Source organism: Anaeromyxobacter oryzisoli (assembly GCF_022690765.1).
GTDB lineage: Bacteria > Myxococcota > Myxococcia > Myxococcales > Anaeromyxobacteraceae > Anaeromyxobacter > Anaeromyxobacter oryzisoli.
Genome location: NZ_JALCZA010000094.1, coordinates 1 through 16,876 on the forward strand (window position 1 = coordinate 1; position 16,876 = coordinate 16,876).

Consider the following 16,876-nt stretch of genomic DNA (forward strand, 5'->3'; position numbering starts at 1 on the left):
GGAGCTCGAGCGCGGGTGGGCGGCGCCCGCGGCGGAGCTGCACGACGCCGCGGTGGAGGCGGGGCTCGCGCTCGGCCTGCGTGGCGCGTGGCGCGCGGCGCGGCACCGGACCGACGCGGGGGAGGCGACCGGGCTCGACCTCCTCGTCCTCGCGGCGAGCGGCGATCCGGACGACCTCGCCCGGATCGGCGCCGCCGCGGCGACGCCCGAGCGGCGGCAGGCGGCCCTCTTCGCGGCGGGGTTCACGGGGCAGCCGGCGGCGGCCGACCTCTGCGTGGCGCACCTCGGCGACGCGCGCGCGGCGGGCGTCGCCGGCGAGGCGTTCCACGCGATCACCGGCCTCGCCGTCGCGGGGATCTACCGCGCGCCGGAGCGGGACGAGCCGGACGGCGACGCCGCCGCAGAGGCGCCGCCGGTCGGTCCGGAGGCGGACCTGCCCGTTCCGGACGCGACCACCGTGGCGGGTTGGTGGCGCGCCGCCCGCCCGCGCTTCGCCGACGGGCAGCGGATGCTCGGGGGCCGCCCGTTCTCCGCGGACGAGCTGCTCCGCGCGCTCGCCGACGGGACCACCCGCCGCCGCGGTCCCATCGCGCGGGAGCTCGCCGTCCGGAGCCGCGGGCAGTACCGGATCGACCCGGGCGCACCTGCCGCCGAGCAGCTTCGGCGGGCGGCGGCGCTGCGGCTCGTCGCGCGCGCGGACTTCGCGCTGCCGTTCGAGCGGCTCCTGCGCGCGTGACGTCGGCACCCGGGGCGCTCAGCGCGGCGCGCCCTCGCGCACCACCACCCGCCCCACGCGCAGGAGCTCCTCGCCGACGGGGAACGTCGCGCGGAAGGTGATCGCGAGCCTCCCCTCGTCGGGCTCGACGAGGAGCGTGTCCGCCACGAGCGGGAGCTCGTGGATCTCTCCGCGCACCTCCGCTGCGGCGGTGAAGCCGAGGCGCGGGACCTCGAGGCTCACCAGGTCCGCCTCCGGGTGGAGGGCGCGGAGGACCAGCCGCTCCCCGCCGGCGAGGCGCGGCCGGAGGACCTGGTCCTGCGGGACGGCGTCCCAGAAGCGGTCGTCGAGGTCGCGCGGTGGCAACGGCCGGCGCTCGCGCTCCCACGCGGCGTGGAACGTCCCGGCGAACGCGGCGCGCTGCTTCCAGCCGGCGGGGATGAAGCCGAGCCCGGCCGGCGCGGGACGATCCCGGAGCGTCCGGAAGCGGCCGCTCCGGTACTCGACGGCGGGGAGCGGCGCCCGGTCCACCACCGCCTTGGCGAAGCCGCAGCCGACGGGGTTCTCCGGCCAGGCCACCCGACCCCGCCCGTCCTCCTCGTAGCCGCCGCCGAACGCGTGCTCGTACCGGAGCGGCACCTTCTCGAACGGCACCGGCCCGGCGATCGCGACCGGAAAGCCGCCGACCCACACGCGCGGGCCCGAGACCACCACCGTCTTCTCGAGGTTGCCGACGCGGAAGCCGGCCTCGACCTCGGTGCGCCCGCGCCCCCACGCGTGCCCGACCACGGCGACGTCGGTGCCGGAGCGCGCCGGCACGACGTCCGACGCGTAGCGGAGGCTGGTGGTCGCGGGATCGCCCCAGGGGACGTCGGCGACGTGGACCGGCACCTGCGCGTCGCGCGGCGCCGCGGCCACCTCGCCGCGCGCGGTGAACCGGAAGGTCGCCTTCACCAGCGCGAGGAGGACGTCGCGGCCGTCGCGGTCCTGGCAGGGCGCGAGGGTGGCGGCGTAGGGGATCGGGGCGATGAGGTCGTGCATGGGAGGTCGATGGGCCGGCGGCGGCGCGTCAGGGCGTCGGGCCGCGGGCGCGGATGGCACGTGGGGTGGGCTCCCCGCCGGCGGCTTCCCCGCGATCGACGGCCCGATGGAGAACGACGTCACCGTGCCGCCGTGGCCGAAGTCGAGACCGACCAGGTAGTCGTCGACGTAGTACTCGTAGATGGTGGGGAGGTAGGCTCGCCGCCCCGAGCACCTCCTCCCAGCGCTTCGCGCCCGCGCTCCAGTCGAGCAGCCGGCCGTTGTAGCGGACCGTCGTCCCGTCCACGGTGATGACGTGGCGCTCGTCGAGCGCCGGCACGGGCCGGGCCGGCTCGGTGCACGCGGCGACGACCGCGACCGCGAGGAGGAGCGCGCCGCGACTCATGGCGTTGGCTTCCCCGTCGGCGGCTTCCCCAGGATGGACGGTCCGATGGAGAACGAGGTCAGCGTCCCGTCGTGGCCGAAGTCGAGACCAACGAGGTAGTCGTCCACGTAGTAGTCGTAGATCGTGGCGAGGTAGCCGCGCCGGAACGGCGTCCCCTTCTTCGCACGGTCGATCTCCCGAATGCTCGAGCCGGAATGGATGAGCGCGCCGTCCACCACGAGCCGTCCGCGGAACGTATTCCGCGGCCAGAAGTCTGGCTCGGCGTCGGTGATCGGGGAATGGGGCGTCCTGCCGAGGAGGACCAGGACCTCGCTCGGGCGAGCCTTGCCGTCGTTGTGGTAGATGACGACGCCCAGGTCATCCCAGACGGAGATGTTCCGCACGTCGCGGCTCGCCGGCCCGAGCACCTCCTCCCAGCGCTTCGCGTCCGCGCTCCAGTCGAGCAGCCGGCCGTTGTAGCGGACCGTCGTTCCGTCCACGGTGATGACGTGGCGCTCGTCGAGCGCCGGGGCGGGGCGGAATGGCTCGGTGCACGCGGCGACCAGGATGAGCGCGAGGAGCCGAGGGTCAAGTCTCATTGGGCCCCCGCCTTCGCGATCAGTGGTGGCGAGATCGAGAAGGAAGTCAGCGTCCGATCATGACCGAAGTCGAGCCGCACCTCGAAGTCATCGACGTAGTAGTCGTAGATCGTCGGGAGATAGCTCCGCCGGAAGGGAATCCCTTTCTTGTCGCGCTGGATCTCCCGGATCTGCGATCCGGAGTGGATGAGCGCGCCGTCCACGAGTAGGCGCCCGCGGAACGTCTTCCGCGGCCAGAACTCGGGCGCCTCGTCGGTGATGGTGGAGTGCGGCGTCCGGCCGAGCGCGACGCGGAGGGCGACCGGCTTGGGCTTGCCTTCGTTGTGGTAGACGAGGACCCCGAGGTCGTCCCAGATCGAGATGCCGTTCCACTCACGGCTCGCCGGTCCGAGCACCTCCTCCCAGCGCTTCGCGTCCGCGTTCCAGTCGAGCAGCCGCCCGTTGTAGCGGACCGTCGTCCCGTCCACGGTGATGACGTGGCGCTCGTCGAGCGCCGGCACGGGCCGGGACGGCTCGGTGCACGCCGTCAGCGCGAGCGAGAGGAGCAGCGCGGCTGCCAGCGAGCGGGCGCTCCAGGTCGTCACTTCCTCGCGCCCCCGCGCCGGAGCTGCTCGACGCGATCTTGGACCTTCTGGTCGTTTCCGTAGAGCTTCGCCGCCGCCTTGCGCAGCTCGTCCAGCTCCTTCTTCCGCTCCTTCGTCCAGTCCATCATCCAGGACCTCGAGCCGAGGCGCGCGATCTCCTTCGGGTTCATCTCCGCCCAGCGCCCGATGAGCTGCAGCACGGCGGCCAGCGGCGAGCCGGCCGCGACGTGGACCGGATGCACGAGGTAATCGGCCGCGGTCCGGACCACGGCGCCCGCGTCGAGCTCCCCGTTCCAGGCGCGCTGGATGGCGCGTCCGACCTCCCGCGAGGCCATGGCGGCGACGCGGGCGCCGAGGACGTGGAGCGGGTGGTCGTCGTGGTCCTTGGCGAGCTGCGCGTGCGTCGGGTCGGTGCTGCTGGGATCCTCGACGAAGGTGGTCTGCGCGTCGTCGATCTGGTTCGCCATCGCGCGGACGGCGCCGCCGATGACGCCATGGATCGCCGCCGCGACGTTCGCGACGGCGCAGGTCACCACCGCGAGGCCCGGGACCTTCTTCTCGAGGCCGTTCATGAAACCGGAGACCCCGCCGATCACCTTGCGCGTCCGCTCGTACTTCTGGTCCTTCAGCAGGATGAGCAGGATGATCATGCCGCGGGTCGGCTCGCCGGGCTCGCACTCCTGGTCCTTCTGCATCAGCTCGCCCCACCCGAGGAGCAGGCTCGCGGCGGTGTCGAGGTTCGCGAACTTGCCGGTGGTGATGGGGAGGGTGCGTGCGTCCACCGCCCGACCGCTGCGCTCCATCGGGACCCACGCCTCCACGGCGTGGCCGAGGTGGCAGAGGGCGACCTCGACGAAGTTGGAGTGACCGAAGAAGTCCTCGAGCGTGTGGAGCGCCTGGCCGAGGTGTCGGTAGCCGTCCGGTGTCCGCCCCTCGGCGATCGCCTTCCGGAGCTGACGCTCGACGTAGCTCAGCGCGGTGTAGGGCGCCTCCACCCCGAGCGTGCCGGCGGCGCCTGGGATCTGGATGATCCCCGGCCGGTCCTGGCTCGTGAAGACGTAGCTCTGGCCGTCCGCGGTCCGGCGCGTGCAACCGACGCGATCGCGGAGGCCCCGGTTCACCTCGGCCGGCACCGCGGTCCCGAAGTTGTGGCGCGCCAGCTCCTGCCAGGAGATCCCGGCCGCGCGCGCGAGGCTCTGGAGGGACTCGCCGTCCTGGACGCGGTGAGCCCGCGGCAGCCGCGCGCCCGCGGGCGCCGCCGAGCGGAGGTACCGCTTCATGAGCGTCGCCGGCTCGACCCGGACCTCCTCCGGCGACCATCGGCCCCGGAAGTCCGGGTCGATGGCGCGCCCGTCCTCGATGCCCATCGGGTTGTCGATGTGCTCCTCGTTCCGGTAGACGCCCAGCCGCTCGGGCGTGACCTTGAACTCGGGGAGATCGCCGAACTCGGAGCGGGCCAGCACATCGACGACCGCGGTGAGGGCCTCCCGCGTGAAGCCCTTCTCGACCGGATCGTTCGGCGCCCGCGTGATCGACGGGACGACCACCTGCGAATAGTCGCGGAGCCAGTTGCCGAAGTAGACGAGCTTTCGCGCCCGAGCGAAGCCGACCTGGTCCAGCGAGTTCTCGATCGACTCGTGCCCATACGACGCGAGCCCACCCGCCGCGGACCGCGTGCCCGACCCGCGCCCCGCCCCGAAGAACTCGAGGCTGCCGAAGCTCCCGTCTTCCTTCTCCTCCTCCTCGTTCGCGAACCGCTCGGTGGCCCGGTGGAGCCCCTCGAACGCGACCTCCAGCTCCACGGTGCCGTCGCCGGCCTCGTGCGTCGCGAAGGTCCGACGATCGGCGTTTCCCCAGCCCAGGTCCGCCAGAGCGTAGGAGAGCCGAACGCCCTCGTCCAGCCGCGCGTCGCCGCCGACGCTCGAGTACTGGTTCCGGAGCAGGTGATCGACGTGGTGGCCGAACTCCTCGAGGAGCGCGAAGAGGAGCGCCCAGTCCGCGTCCGCGTCCTCGTGCGCGTCGCGCACGAGCGACGCCTTCAGCACGATCGCGCGCTTCTCCCGGTCGTAGCCGGCGACGTGGCCGCGGAGGGCGCCACGGAGCAGCACGATCTCGGGCTGCGGCAGGCTCCCGTCGAGGAGCGCGCTCCGCAGCGACCGGTACGCGTCCTCCGGGATGTCCGCGCCGAAGAGCCTGGTCAGCCATTCCAGGAACTGGACCTCCCCCAGCTCCTGGGCGCAGGCGCGGAGCTCGTCGTACGCGAGCGTGCTCTTCAGCTTCTCGTCGACGACGACCTCCTCCTCCAGCGCGTCCGCGCTCACCGCCTGGGCGGCCGGCATCGGCGGCTGCTGGAGCGGGGCGGGCGGCGTGTTCACCGCGCCCCCCTTGTTGCCGAGCATGAGGTCGTTCTGGCGGGCGACGCCCTTTCCCTCGACCATCACGTCGAACGAGTAGCCGAGGAACTCGGCGGCGCCCTTGGTCTTGCCGCTCGTGACGCCGCCGTTGCTCCCGGCCTCGTCCCCGGTGCTCTGCTTGAAGGTCGAGCCCTGCACGAGGATCGGGTTCCCGTCGCACAGCACCGACTTCGCGCCCTGGTCCGCGTCGGTCGCCACCGCGGTGTTGGGGTAGGGGATGGGGACGGGCGGGCCGCTCGGCTGCGGCGTCAGGCAGACGTCGGGCATGAAGGACACGGTTCCGCCGCTGTCCTTGTGGACCACCGTCCGCGCGTTCACGCCCACCGTCGTCGCCATCGGTCCCTCCCGATCAGACGCGCTCCAGCACCGCGGCGCGCCGCTCCCCGTCCTCCGCGGCCGCCCAGATCACCGCCGAGCGCCGTCCGGCATCGCCCGCGTGAAGCGCGTGGGCGGCCAGGACGAGGCTCATCGCCGCGGACGCCGCGCCGGTGTCGCCGAGCGCGGAGGCGGGGTGCTCGACGGCGTAGCCGTCCGGCAGGCAGCGGCCGAGCCGCGAGACCGCGAAGGCCCACTCGCGCGTCCGCGCAGACTCGCCGTTGAGATCGCAGTAGACGAGCGGCGGCTCCGCAGGCAGGAGCGGCTCGAGGAGGCGGGAGAGCTCGGCCCCCGTGGTCTGCGGCTGCCCGGGCGCGACCCGGCAGCTCCCGTGCGCGCGCACCGCCGCGAGCGGCGCGAGCCCGCGCGCTTCGGCTGCACCCGCGTGCTCGAGGAGCACGAACCCCGCGGCCTCGCCCGGCTGGAGCCCATCCGGGTTGCGCGTCGAGAGCAGCCGCCACTCGCGGTCGAGCCGCTCGAGCCAGGGTCGGTGGAGGTAGGAGTCCACGCCCCCCACCGCGGCGCGCGCGATCGTTCCCTTCCGCATGAGCTCGCAGGCGCGCTCGAGCAGCTCGAGCGCGGTCGCGTGCCCGCCGAGCTGCACGTGCGCCGCCGCGAGCGGAGCGAGCCCGGCGTGGTGCTGGAAGTGGCGGAGGAGCTCGTCGCGCTGCTCGGGGCCGAGGCCTGGCCGGGCGGGCGCCGCGAGGAACAGCCCGAGACGATCGAGGTCGCGGGGCTCGAGGCGGCCACGCCGCGCGAGATCGCGGAACGCCTCTCCGGCGAGGGTGCCGAGCCACTCCGCCATGCGCCCCGCCGCGCGGGCGGCGGGATCGAGGTGGTAGACGGCCGACGCGACGAGCGGCTCCGAGTCCTCGAAGCGCGGGTCCTCGGGCAGGCACGCGTAGAGGTCCGGCTGCTCGAGCATGCGCCGGATCCCGGCGCGAACGGACGTGAAGGTCTGGTCCGCATCCGCGCCGACGGGCGTGACCGCGCCGGTCGACGCGACGACGACGTCCGGGCCCCCGGGGCGGGCCCCCGGCCGGCTCACGCCGCTGGGCGGGTTCACGCAGAGCATTGTACAGTAGCCGCGCGACGATGCGTAAAGAGATGGTCCCATGTCGCACCCTGCGTGATCGTGATCACGTTCGGTCGAGCGCCGTCCGTGGTCCAATGGGGCCGACACGCCGTCGGAGGGGGTGACGTTCATGTCCGTCACGGCAGCCGCGCTGGGAGCGAAGTCCGTCGAGTTCGAGCTCGAGGTCGGGCCGCACGCGTCGGGCGAGCTGGACGTGCTCGACTGGGAGGCGGAGGAGCAGCTCTCGGCGCCGTACGAGCTGAGCGTCACGGCCCTCCCGCGCCCCGGCGTCCCGGTGGACGTGGACGCGCTCGTCGGCGAGCCGGCGGCGCTCCTCACCTACCCAGCGGACGGCGCCGCGCGGGCGCTGCACGGGATCGTCGTGCGCGCCCGCGCCTGGGAGGAGGGGCCCGGCCCGGAGGGGCGACGCGTCCGGCTCACCGTGGCGCCGCAGCTGGCGCGGCTCTCGAAGACGTCGCGCAGCCGCATCTTCCAGGACGCGACCGTCCCCGAGATCGTCACGAAGGTGCTCGACGAGGGCAAGGTCGAGCACCGGCGCGCACTGTCCGGGTCCTACGCGCGGCGCACCTACTGCGTCCAGTACCGCGAGTCGGATCTCGACTTCGTCTCGCGCCTCCTCGAGGAGGAGGGCATCTTCTACTTCTTCGAGCACCGGGCCGACGGCCACGTCATGGTCCTCGGCGACGCCCCGTCGACGCACCCGGAGCTGCCCGGCGCCGGGAGGCTCGTCTTCCGCGAGCAGAGTGCGGTCGCCGGCGGCATCCCGTGCGCCGATGCGTTCTCGGCGGCGCGGGAGCTGCGGCCCGGGACAGTGACGCTCCGCGACTTCGACGAGACCCGGCCTGCACTCGACCTGACGGTGCGCGCGAGCGCCGGCGGCGCCGAGGGCGACCTCGAGATCTACGACTATCCCGCCGGCTACCGCGACGCCGGCGTAGGTAGCGCCCGCGCGCGCCTCCGGCTCGAGGCCGAGCGCGTCCGCGCGAAGCAGTACTCCGGGGCGACACCGACCACCTCGATGGCGCCCGGGTACCAGTTCGAGCTGGCCGAGCACCCGCAGCCCGAGCTGAACGGGAGCTTCGTCGTCGTCTCGACCGAGCACCGCGGCCACCAGCACGGCCGGCTCGCCGTCGTCGGTCTCCCCGCAGCGCCGGAGCGCGAGGCGTACCGGAGCCGCTTCACCTGCTTCCCCGCGGACGTTCCGTACCGCCCCGAGCGGCGGACGCGCCGCCCGGTCGTCGGCGGCGCGCAGACGGCGCTCGTCGTCGGGCCGGCGGGAGAGGAGATCCACACCGACCACCTCGGGCGCGTGAAGGTCCAGTTCCACTGGGACCGCGAGGGGAAGCGCGACGACCGCTCGAGCTGCTGGATCCGCGTCGCGCAGTCGTGGGCGGGGCCGGGCTGGGGGGCCCTGTACCTGCCGCGCATCGGGCAGGAGGTCGTGGTCGAGTTCCTCGAGGGGGATCCCGACCAGCCGCTCGTCACCGGCGCCGTCTACAACGGTGCGAACCCGCCGCCGATCGAGCTGCCCGCGGAGAAGACCCGGAGCACGCTCCGGTCCGCGTCGAGCCCGGGGAGCCAGGGCGCGAACGAGCTCCGCTTCGAGGACGCGCAGGGGCAGGAGGAGGTCTACCTCCACGCACAGAAGGACCTGAACGTGGTGGTGGAGAACGACGCCGCGCGGCGCGTGGGCGGCGACGAGACCATCACCGTCGCCAAGGACCGATCGCGCTCGGTCGGCGGGAGCCAGTCGCTCCAGGTCGCGAAGGACGACACGAGCACCATCGGCGGCAGCCAGACCCTCACCGTCGGCGGCGACCGGATCACCACCGTCGGCGCGACGCACGTGGAGAGCGTCGGCGGCGATCAGTCGGTCACGGTCGGCGGCGCGCAGGCGGTCACGGTCGCGATGGCGTCGTCGGAGACGGTCGGGCTCGGGAAGGCCCTCAACGTCGGCGGCGCGTACGCGGTGACCGTCGGCGCGGCCATGAACGAGCTCGTCGCCGGCGCCAAGGCGGAGGAGATCGGCGGCGCGAAGGTGGAGCTGGTCGGCGCGAAGAAGACCGAGAACGTGCTGGGCGCGCGCTCGCTCCACGTCGGCGGAGATCTCTCGGAGACCGTGGGCGGCTCGCGCACGCTGAAGGTCGGCAAGGACCTGGTGATCGACGTCGGCGGCAAGCTCCAGCAGGCCGTCACCGGCGCCTACGCGCTCCAGGCGAAGCAGATCACGCTCAGCGCGGAGGAGCAGCTCACCATCCAGGTCGGCGATGCCGTCCTCCAGCTGAAGAAGAGCGGCGAGGTGGTGCTGAAGGGCGGGAAGGTGCAGCTCACCGCGAGCGGAGACCTGCTGCTCAAGGCGCAGAAGATCGAGGAGAACTAGCTTGCGCGCGGGGCGGATCGAGGTCGAGCTCTCGGTGGGGCAGGTCGCGGCAAGCGACGTGGCGGTGACGCGCGTCGAGGGCCGGGAGGGTCTGTCGGAGCCGTACGCGTTCGTGGTGGACCTGGCGCCGCGGGCCGGCGAGCCGGTCGACCTGGACGCGCTCGTCGGGGCGGAGGGTGAGCTGACGCTCCGGCGGAACACCGGCGAGGAGCGGGTGGTACACGGTGAGTGCCACAGGATCGAGCTGGTGGGAGTGGCGGCAGGGGTGCCGTCGTACCGGGTGACGATCCGGCCGAGGCTGGCGCGGCTCGGCGCGGCGGCGCGGAGCCGGATCTTCCAGGGGAAGAGCGTCCCCGAGATCGTGGCGGCGGTCCTGGACGAGCACGGGGTGGCGCACCGGCGGGCGCTGGCGGGGAGCTATGCGGCACGGGAGCTCACGGCGCAGTACCGGGAGACGGATCTCGCGTTCGTGTCGCGCCTGCTGGAGGCGGAGGGGATCTGGTACCGGTTCGAGCATGGGCCAGGTCGGCACGAGCTGGTGCTGGGCGACGCCCCGAGCGCGTACGTCGACGGGGGCGTGGAGCTGCCGGTGCTGCTCGGGGGTGGCACGGCGGACGAGACGGAGCACGTGACGCGGGTGGAGCGGGAGTGCCGCGCGGTGGTCGGTGCGGTGGCGCTGCGGGACTACGACTTCGAGCGGCCGGCGCTGGCGCTGGACGCGCGCGAGGGGACCGCGGAAGGGCCGGAGGTGTACGAGCCGGCGCCGGTGGTGGTGGAGGGCGGGGCGGCGGAGCGGGCGAGGCGGCGGCTGGAGGGGCTGCGGCACGGGACGGAGACGTGGGCCGGGAAGGGGAACGGGCTCGGGGTGGTGCCGGGCGTGGTGATCGGGCTCGAGGGGCACGGGCGGGTGCTGGTGGTGCGGGTGACGCACCGTGCGGAGCAGGCGCTCTCGGCCGGCGCCGCGGGCGAGCGGCGCGCCCGGTACGAGAACGCGTTCGAGGGGATCGAGGCCGGGCGTGCGTACCGGCCGCGGCGGGCGACGCCGCCGCCGCGGGTCCGGGGGATCCAGACTGCGCGGGTGGTGGGGCCGGCGGGAGAGGAGGTCCACACCGATCGGTACGGGCGCGTGAAGGTGCAGCTCCACTGGGATCGCGACGGCGCGAACGACGACCGCTCGAGCTGCTGGGTGCGGACGGCGCAGGCGTGGGCGGGCGCGGGGATGGGGGCGAGCTTGGTGCCGCGGGTCGGGCAGGAGGTGGTGGTCCGGTTCCTGGAGGGCGATCCGGACCGGCCGCTGGTGACGGGGGCGGTGTTCAACGGCGAGAACCCGGCGCCGGCGGCGCTGCCGCAGGAGAAGACGCGGGCGACGCTGCGGACGAGCACGAGCCCCGGGGGCGAGGGCTACAACGAGGTGACGTTCGAGGACGCGGCGGGGCAGGAGGACGTGTTCCTGCGGGCGCAGCGGGACGAGCAGGTGGTGGTGGAGGACGCGCACGCGGCGAAGGTGGGGGCGAACGAGGGGATCGCGGTCGCCAAGGACCGGAGCAAGACGGTGGCGGGCGGGCAGACGCTCCACGTGAGCGCGGACGACACCGCGCGCGTGGGCGGGACGCACACGCTCACGGTGGCGGCGCTGCGGGAGACGCACACCGGCGGGAACCACGCGGAGCGCGTGGCGCTGGCGCAGACGGTGAACGTGGGCGGCGCGCAGGACGTGAACGTCGCCATCGGCACTGTGGTGACGATCGGCGCGGCGGCGACGCTCAACGTGGGTGGGGGGTACGCGATCAACGTCGGCGGCGCGGTGAACGAGGCGGTGGCGGGGCTGAAGTCGAGTCAGGTCGGCGGCGCCTCGATCGAGGTCGTCGGCGCACTGCGCGAGGAGCGGGTGGCGGGGAAGCGGGAAGCGAGGATCGGCTGGGACGCAGCCCTCGACGTGGGCGGGGACGCGCAGGCCTTGGTGCGGGGGGACGCGACCGAGACCGTCGCCGGGAACGTGGCGATCGGCACGGCGGAGCTCTTCGCCGGCGCCTTCGCGCAGGGGACGCTGCGAGCCGACAAGCTCGAGCTGGTGGTCGGCGGCAAGCTCCTGCTCTCGATGGAGAAGGGGCGCAGGCTGACGCTCTCGACGAGCGCGCTCACGGTGGAGGGGAAGGAACTCGCGCTCAAGGGCGGGATGGTGAAGAAGTCTGCGGCAAGCGAGACCAAGACCACGTCGGCGACGCCGCCGGACATGGCTGAACTCGGGTACGTCACGGTGGTGATCACCGACGACGAGGGCCTACCGCTGCGCAACGTCCGCTACCGCGCCGAGCTCCCCGACGGTTCGACGCGGGAGGGCCTGACCGACCGGCGCGGGCGGGCCATCATCTTCTCGCCGGTGGAGGGCGACGTGCGCTTCACCATCCCGGAGCTGGATGACACGTTCTGGGGCCGCCACTGAGCGCCATGACAAGTCCACTCGCGATGCGTGAGCGCGATGCTCGAGCCGCCAGATCACCCGGAGAAGATGGGCTTCCTCGGGATCACGATCCGGACAGTCTCGCCGCGCTTCACGGCGATCGGCTCGGTCGCGAGCTTGGTCGTGCCGGCCACCTTCCGCTCCTTCGGCGGCGGAGAGCGATCCTGGTTCGCGCCGCCCTTTGTCTCGGCCATCCCATCCTCCCGAGCGTCCCCGCGGAGTAGTCCAATGCCACTCGTCGTCTCGCCGCTCGCCTGCGCACGCCGCCTCGACGATCTCTACCTCGACGCGCTCCGCGCCAACAAGGGCGTCGGGTTCTTTCCCGTCGGGGCGAGCGGGATGTGGCACGGCGGGATCCACCTCCAGGCGCCCGACGACGTGACGCCGATCGTGGCGGTCGCGGATGGAACGCTTGTCGCGTACCGCCTCACCTCCAGGTGGAAGCGCGACAAGATCGGCAACCAGGAGATCGTCTACTCCAACAACTTCGCGCTCGTCCGGCACGAGCAGGCGTGGGCGGACGGCGCGAAGACCGTCTGGTTCTCTCTGTACATGCACCTGCGGCCGCTCGAGGAATACACGGGCGATCAGAAGGAGCGGCCGCCGCCGGTTTTCGCGCAGAAGACGTACACCGTGAGGCGCCTGCCGGCAGGGTACGGCTCCGGGATCCCGATGTTTGACGGCGCCGCCGCGCCGGGCACCTCGGTGGTCACCGTCGTCCCGGAGCGCGCCAGGATCCGCGTTGGCGCGCTGGTGACCGCCAGGAACTCGGCGTGGAAGGGCTACCGCTGGGCGAGGTGGAACGGCCACGAAGGCTACGTGAAGGTGACGCGGCAGGCGCTCCGGCTCGTGCGCCGCGTCGCCTCGGGCGAGGAGTGCTCGGTGGCGCGCGGAACCGTGCCCGTCACCGAGGGGATCCCCGTCCTCGACGGTCCTGTCCAGCGTGCCTCCGTCGTCGACCTGCTGAGGCCGGGAAGCGTTCTCGAGGTGGACGCGGTCCCTGCGAACGCGCCGCTGGCGAAGGAGGGCGACTTCGTGCGCCTGCGCGACGGCCGCTACGTGCAGTTCTCGCCGAGCCGGCTCGAGGTAGGGAACCGGGTCACCGCCCGCTACGACACGGTGGTGACGGAGGAGGTGCCGGTCCGGCAGGGTGACGTCCTGGGGTACCCGGGTGCCTATGGTACGAGCGGGCGGCTCCTCCACTTCGAGATCTTCTCCGCCGAGAGCACCGCCCAGTCGAGGACGGACGGGAAGGGGCCCGACTGGACGGGCTGGACCGTCCTCCGCGACGCGGCCGCCTTCGAGGACAAGCACGTGTGCAGCCGGGGCAGGCTGCTCGGCGATCTCGACGGCGCCGGCGCCGGAGGCGTGAAGGACGGCGTCATCAGTGCGGAGGAGATGGTGGAGAGCGCGAGATCGCCGGCCCTGAAGCCGCGCATGGAGAAGCTCGCCGCTGTTCACGGTACCGAGTGGAGCCTGGTCGTCACCAACCACTGGTGGGAGCGCCTCCGCGAGCGGCTGAAGGACCTGTACCGAGACTGGGTGTCGCACGTGGAGTCCGTCCAGTGGTGGCACCAGCTCCCGGGCGACGCGGGGCTTCCCCCGGCCGACAAGGTGCTCCACTTCCACCCTGTAGGCTTCATCGCGACGGCGAACACGTGGCTGAAGCAGTTCACGGCCGCCGACCGAGACCGGATCTTCGCGGCCGTGAAGGAGGCGGAGTCGGCGGGCGAAGCGAACCCGTTCGCCGCATTCAACGACGACCGGGAATACAGGAACGTGATTCCAACCAAGTACACGCGCGTCGTGCACATCGGCCTGTCGTGGGGCGTCATCCAGTTCACGCAGGACAGCGGCTCGCTGGGCGACGTCCTGAAGGAGATGCATCGGATCGCGCCAGCGCTCTTCGAGCGGGTGTTCGGCCCGAACTGGGCGGAGTTGCTGGCGCTCACCGAGCCGAGCGGTGCCCACGTGGACCCCGTCTACACGCCATACGGGCATTCCGGGCTCACGAAGTGGGGGAAGGACGGGAGGCCTTCCAGCGGCGACTATCGAGGGTCGAGGGTCCGCCCCATCCCCTTCACGCCGGGAGGGCCGGCGGAGGATCTGTGGACGGGCTCGTGGAAGGCTGCGTTCTACGAGGCTGCGAAGCACGACGAGTGTAAACGAGCCCAGCGCACCATCGCGTACCGCAATTACTTCGACGATGCGCTGAAGGTCTGTCGAGACTGGAACGTTCGATCCGACAGGGGGATCGCCATCGCGCTCGACCGGACCATCCAGCAGGGGAGCGCCCGCGGGATCTTCAAGGCCGCCTCGCTGGCGGCCGGAGGGTCGGCGACGAGCTTCGCCCCGAAGACGGAGCGTGAGTTCCTGGAGCACATGGCCGATGCGTTCACCTCTGATCCCGTCCTGAAGAAGAACGTCAAGGATCGCATCAATGACCTGCTGAACTCGCCCATCCTCAACAAGGAACCCTATGATCCGAGCTCCTATGCAACAGTTATTGGCCAAGCGTGAGGTCGCCAGGCGAGGCGCGCTGGCGCTGCTCCTCGCTGCGATCCCGGCCCTGCAAGCCGAGGCTCAGGAGGCCACCCCCGGCTTCGAAGCGTTCGAGGAGGCAGCCTTGGATGAGGCCGTCGACCTCGGGGGCGGCGCGCGCGTAGTCCCGTCCATCGGCACGGACTTCCTCTACGTCATCCGGGACGGAATGCGCCTGTGGAAGTCTCCGAAGGCGAAGCGATGGTTCGCGATGAGGGAAGGGGAGCCGGAACGGGTGGACATCGACGGAGACGGTATCCCGGATGTCGTCTGGTACGGCCACAAGGCGCACTACGCCTTCGAGTTCGGGATCTTCGTTTCCGTCCGCGGCGGCACGGAGAACTTCCTTGTGCACTTCGATCCGCACGGGAGGATCACGACATCGGCGCCCGACGGCGACCCGCTGGTCACCGCGAGCGCGAAGCTGCCGCCCCAGGCCGCGAAATGGTTGGCGGAATTCGTGCGGGGGAGGTGGAAGTCCTCGTCGCACGATGTAATGCCGTTCCTCGATCAGCTCCGGCGGGGCACCTATGCGATCTCGCGCGACCCCATGGAGGCGTATCCCGAGCTCGGCCCGCTGCACGCGAAGGCGGTCGCGCTCTTTCGCGAGCAGAAGACGCGCGAGGCGCGCTACGTCATGGATCCGTTCTTCGACACGTACGACTTCCGCCAGGTGGACCCGGACAACCGCCACCCGGAGTTCACCGCGATCCTGAACGACTATGCGTTCTTCCTCAGCGAGGACGGGTGGGATCCCGAGACGCTCCCTGCGCTCGCCTACGTCATCGAGCGGGATCCAGGGCGTGCGGTCGCGTATCTCAATATGGCCGACGCGCTGTGCAAGTACCCCGGCAGCAGCGCCGAGACCACACGGTACAAGTCGCTCGCGGCGGGCTACTACCTGAAGTACGCGGAGCTGATGACCGCGGCCGGGAAGCAGAAGCAGGTCCCGAAGCGCGTCAGCGATCGGCTCCGGCCCGGTGCGTGCGGTCCCGCGGCCGCACGTTGAGGAGCAATGCCCCCGCGTTCAATTTCCACCCTGTTGGCTTGATCGCGACGGCGAACACGTGGCTGAAGCAGTTTACGACCGCCGACCGGGACCGGTGGCGCGGTGACGGTGTCCGGGAGCGCGGTCTCGGTGGAGGCGAAGGATCTCGCGCTCAAGGGCGGGAAGGTGAAGAAGCTCGGCACCGGGAGCGAGCGCTCCGGCCAGGCGGAGGTGCCGCCGCTCGAGCCGGGCGACTGCTTCCCCGTGGACGTGTCGCTCGTCGACGACGCCGGCGAGCCCGTGCCGGGCGCCGCCTTCCGGGTGGAGTTCTCGGACGGCACCGTGCGGGAAGGGCGCCTCGGGGCGGGCGGCAGGGCGCGGGTCTTCGGGCCGAAGGCGGGGAGCTGCAAGGTCACGTTCCCGCGCCACGACGGCGCCGTGTGGGAGGGCCAGTGAGCGGAGGGAGGGAGATCACGGCGAAGCTGGGGGACACGCTCGGCGCGATCGCGGCCCGCGAAGGCGTGCCGCTGGACGTGCTCTGGAACCACGAGAAGAACCGCGCGGTGCGCGAGCGTGGGCACCCCGACCTCGTCTACCCGGGTGACAGCGTGTTCGTGCCGTTTCCCGAGGAGAAGTGGGCGCAGGGCCAGACCGGCGGGGAGATCGCGGCGAAGCTGAACGTCCCGCCGGTGCCGCTCCGGCTGCGGATCCACGTGAACGGCGTGCCGACGGAGGGCGTCACCTGCACACCGTCGTTCGCCCCGGAGGAGCCCAAGAAGACCGAGAAGGGCGGGAAGCTCGAGCTCGCGCTGCGGCCGGGCGTCGGGAAGTTCACGATGCACGTCGAGCTGCCGCCGCCGAAGAAGAAGGAGGGAGAGGAGGGCGATCCTCCGCCGCTGCTCGCGCCGAAGCGTGAGCTCACGTTCCTGGTCGGCCACCTCGTGAACGACGTCGCGCTGCTCCAGGCACGGCTCACGAACCTGGGGTTCCACTGCGGCGCGATCGACGGCCAGCTCGGAAAGCGGACGCGCGGCGCGCTGCGCCGGTTCCAGAAGGCGTTCGGGCTCGAGCGGAACGGCGATCCGGAACATCGGCCGACGCAGGACAAGCTCCGGCAGCTTCACCAGGAAGGTTGGGACCAGAAGCTCACCGACGAGGACAAGCTCGGCGCTTCGCCGAGCCCGATGCACCCTGAGCCATCCCCTCAAATGAGGCCGAACACTTCACGGAACGTGGCCTGCTGACGAACCAGTTCGTCGAACTTCTGCATCAGCGGCCGCGCTCGCTCCTCGCGCATGCCGGGCAGGCAGTCGAAGTA

At 72.2% G+C, this 16,876-nt stretch carries 13 protein-coding genes and 1 pseudogene; 7 read left to right on the plus strand and 7 right to left on the minus strand.

Going from position 1 to position 16,876, the window contains the following annotated elements:
• A pseudogene (locus MNZ27_RS20220) lies at positions 1-736 on the plus strand (TIGR02270 family protein); the annotation flags it as partial.
• An 18-nt stretch (positions 737-754) separates the two neighbouring features.
• Here MNZ27_RS20220 and MNZ27_RS20225 read toward each other — a convergent pair.
• From MNZ27_RS20225 to MNZ27_RS20255, 6 genes are read right to left on the minus strand one after another with little or no spacing between them, the layout of a single operon-like run.
• Positions 755-1,756 carry a DUF2169 family type VI secretion system accessory protein gene (locus MNZ27_RS20225; protein ID WP_242395895.1) on the minus strand — a complete coding sequence of 334 codons (1,002 nt, stop codon included), beginning with the start codon at positions 1,754-1,756 and terminating at the stop codon, positions 755-757.
• Positions 1,757-1,784: 28 nt separating this feature from the next.
• Positions 1,785-2,141 (minus strand): hypothetical protein, encoded by a 357-nt coding sequence (locus MNZ27_RS20230; protein ID WP_242395896.1) that lies wholly within the window; start codon positions 2,139-2,141, stop codon positions 1,785-1,787.
• Positions 2,138-2,719, minus strand: coding sequence for a DUF7738 domain-containing protein (locus tag MNZ27_RS20235; RefSeq protein WP_242395897.1), 582 nt, complete (start codon positions 2,717-2,719; stop codon positions 2,138-2,140). The genes MNZ27_RS20230 and MNZ27_RS20235 overlap by 4 nt, the downstream gene beginning before the upstream one ends.
• Positions 2,716-3,303 carry a DUF7738 domain-containing protein gene (locus tag MNZ27_RS20240; protein ID WP_242395898.1) on the minus strand — a complete coding sequence of 196 codons (588 nt, stop codon included), beginning with the start codon at positions 3,301-3,303 and terminating at the stop codon, positions 2,716-2,718. The genes MNZ27_RS20235 and MNZ27_RS20240 overlap by 4 nt, the downstream gene beginning before the upstream one ends.
• Positions 3,300-6,053, minus strand: a complete 2,754-nt coding sequence (locus MNZ27_RS20245; RefSeq protein WP_277958161.1) for an HET-C-related protein — start codon at positions 6,051-6,053, stop codon at positions 3,300-3,302. Before MNZ27_RS20245 ends, MNZ27_RS20240 begins: the two co-directional genes overlap by 4 nt.
• A gap of 13 nt (positions 6,054-6,066) precedes the next feature.
• Complete coding sequence (locus MNZ27_RS20255) at positions 6,067-7,158, minus strand: hypothetical protein (RefSeq protein ID WP_242395899.1); 1,092 nt, start codon at positions 7,156-7,158, stop codon at positions 6,067-6,069.
• 139 nt (positions 7,159-7,297) lie between these two features.
• On the opposite strand from MNZ27_RS20255, the gene MNZ27_RS20260 reads away from it, so the two are divergent.
• Positions 7,298-9,568, plus strand: a complete 2,271-nt coding sequence (locus MNZ27_RS20260) for a type VI secretion system Vgr family protein (RefSeq protein WP_242395900.1) — start codon at positions 7,298-7,300, stop codon at positions 9,566-9,568.
• Between the two features lies 1 nt (position 9,569).
• Complete coding sequence (locus MNZ27_RS20265) at positions 9,570-12,011, plus strand: type VI secretion system Vgr family protein (RefSeq protein ID WP_242395901.1); 2,442 nt, start codon at positions 9,570-9,572, stop codon at positions 12,009-12,011.
• A 53-nt stretch (positions 12,012-12,064) separates the two neighbouring features.
• On the opposite strand, the gene MNZ27_RS20270 is transcribed toward MNZ27_RS20265, so the two are convergent.
• Entirely contained in the window at positions 12,065-12,223 is a 159-nt protein-coding gene (locus MNZ27_RS20270) for a hypothetical protein (RefSeq protein ID WP_242395902.1), read from the minus strand.
• Positions 12,224-12,257: 34 nt separating this feature from the next.
• Here MNZ27_RS20270 and MNZ27_RS20275 point away from each other — a divergent pair, with 34 nt between their 5' ends.
• From MNZ27_RS20275 to MNZ27_RS24105, 4 genes are all read left to right on the plus strand, one after another.
• Positions 12,258-14,549, plus strand: a complete 2,292-nt coding sequence (locus MNZ27_RS20275) for a M23 family metallopeptidase (protein WP_242395903.1) — start codon at positions 12,258-12,260, stop codon at positions 14,547-14,549.
• Positions 14,509-15,579, plus strand: coding sequence for a hypothetical protein (locus MNZ27_RS20280; RefSeq protein ID WP_242395904.1), 1,071 nt, complete (start codon positions 14,509-14,511; stop codon positions 15,577-15,579). The genes MNZ27_RS20275 and MNZ27_RS20280 overlap by 41 nt, the downstream gene beginning before the upstream one ends.
• A 108-nt stretch (positions 15,580-15,687) precedes the next feature.
• Positions 15,688-16,014, plus strand: coding sequence for a hypothetical protein (locus MNZ27_RS20285; RefSeq protein ID WP_242395905.1), 327 nt, complete (start codon positions 15,688-15,690; stop codon positions 16,012-16,014).
• Complete coding sequence (locus tag MNZ27_RS24105) at positions 16,011-16,802, plus strand: peptidoglycan-binding protein (protein ID WP_242395906.1); 792 nt, start codon at positions 16,011-16,013, stop codon at positions 16,800-16,802. The genes MNZ27_RS20285 and MNZ27_RS24105 overlap by 4 nt, the downstream gene beginning before the upstream one ends.
• The last annotated feature ends 74 nt before the right edge of the window (positions 16,803-16,876 follow it).

Bases quoted from the DNA above. Each gene is read 5' to 3' on its own strand.
- MNZ27_RS20225 (WP_242395895.1), bottom strand. From the start codon at position 1,756: ATGCACGACCTCATCGCCCCGATCCCCTACGCCGCCACCCTCGCGCCC.
- MNZ27_RS20230 (WP_242395896.1), bottom strand. From the start codon at position 2,141: ATGAGTCGCGGCGCGCTCCTCCTCGCGGTCGCGGTCGTCGCCGCGTGC.
- MNZ27_RS20235 (WP_242395897.1), bottom strand. From the start codon at position 2,719: ATGAGACTTGACCCTCGGCTCCTCGCGCTCATCCTGGTCGCCGCGTGC.
- MNZ27_RS20245 (WP_277958161.1), bottom strand. From the start codon at position 6,053: ATGGCGACGACGGTGGGCGTGAACGCGCGGACGGTGGTCCACAAGGAC.
- MNZ27_RS20260 (WP_242395900.1), top strand. From the start codon at position 7,298: ATGTCCGTCACGGCAGCCGCGCTGGGAGCGAAGTCCGTCGAGTTCGAG.
- MNZ27_RS20270 (WP_242395902.1), bottom strand. From the start codon at position 12,223: ATGGCCGAGACAAAGGGCGGCGCGAACCAGGATCGCTCTCCGCCGCCG.
- MNZ27_RS20275 (WP_242395903.1), top strand. From the start codon at position 12,258: ATGCCACTCGTCGTCTCGCCGCTCGCCTGCGCACGCCGCCTCGACGAT.
- MNZ27_RS20280 (WP_242395904.1), top strand. From the start codon at position 14,509: ATGATCCGAGCTCCTATGCAACAGTTATTGGCCAAGCGTGAGGTCGCC.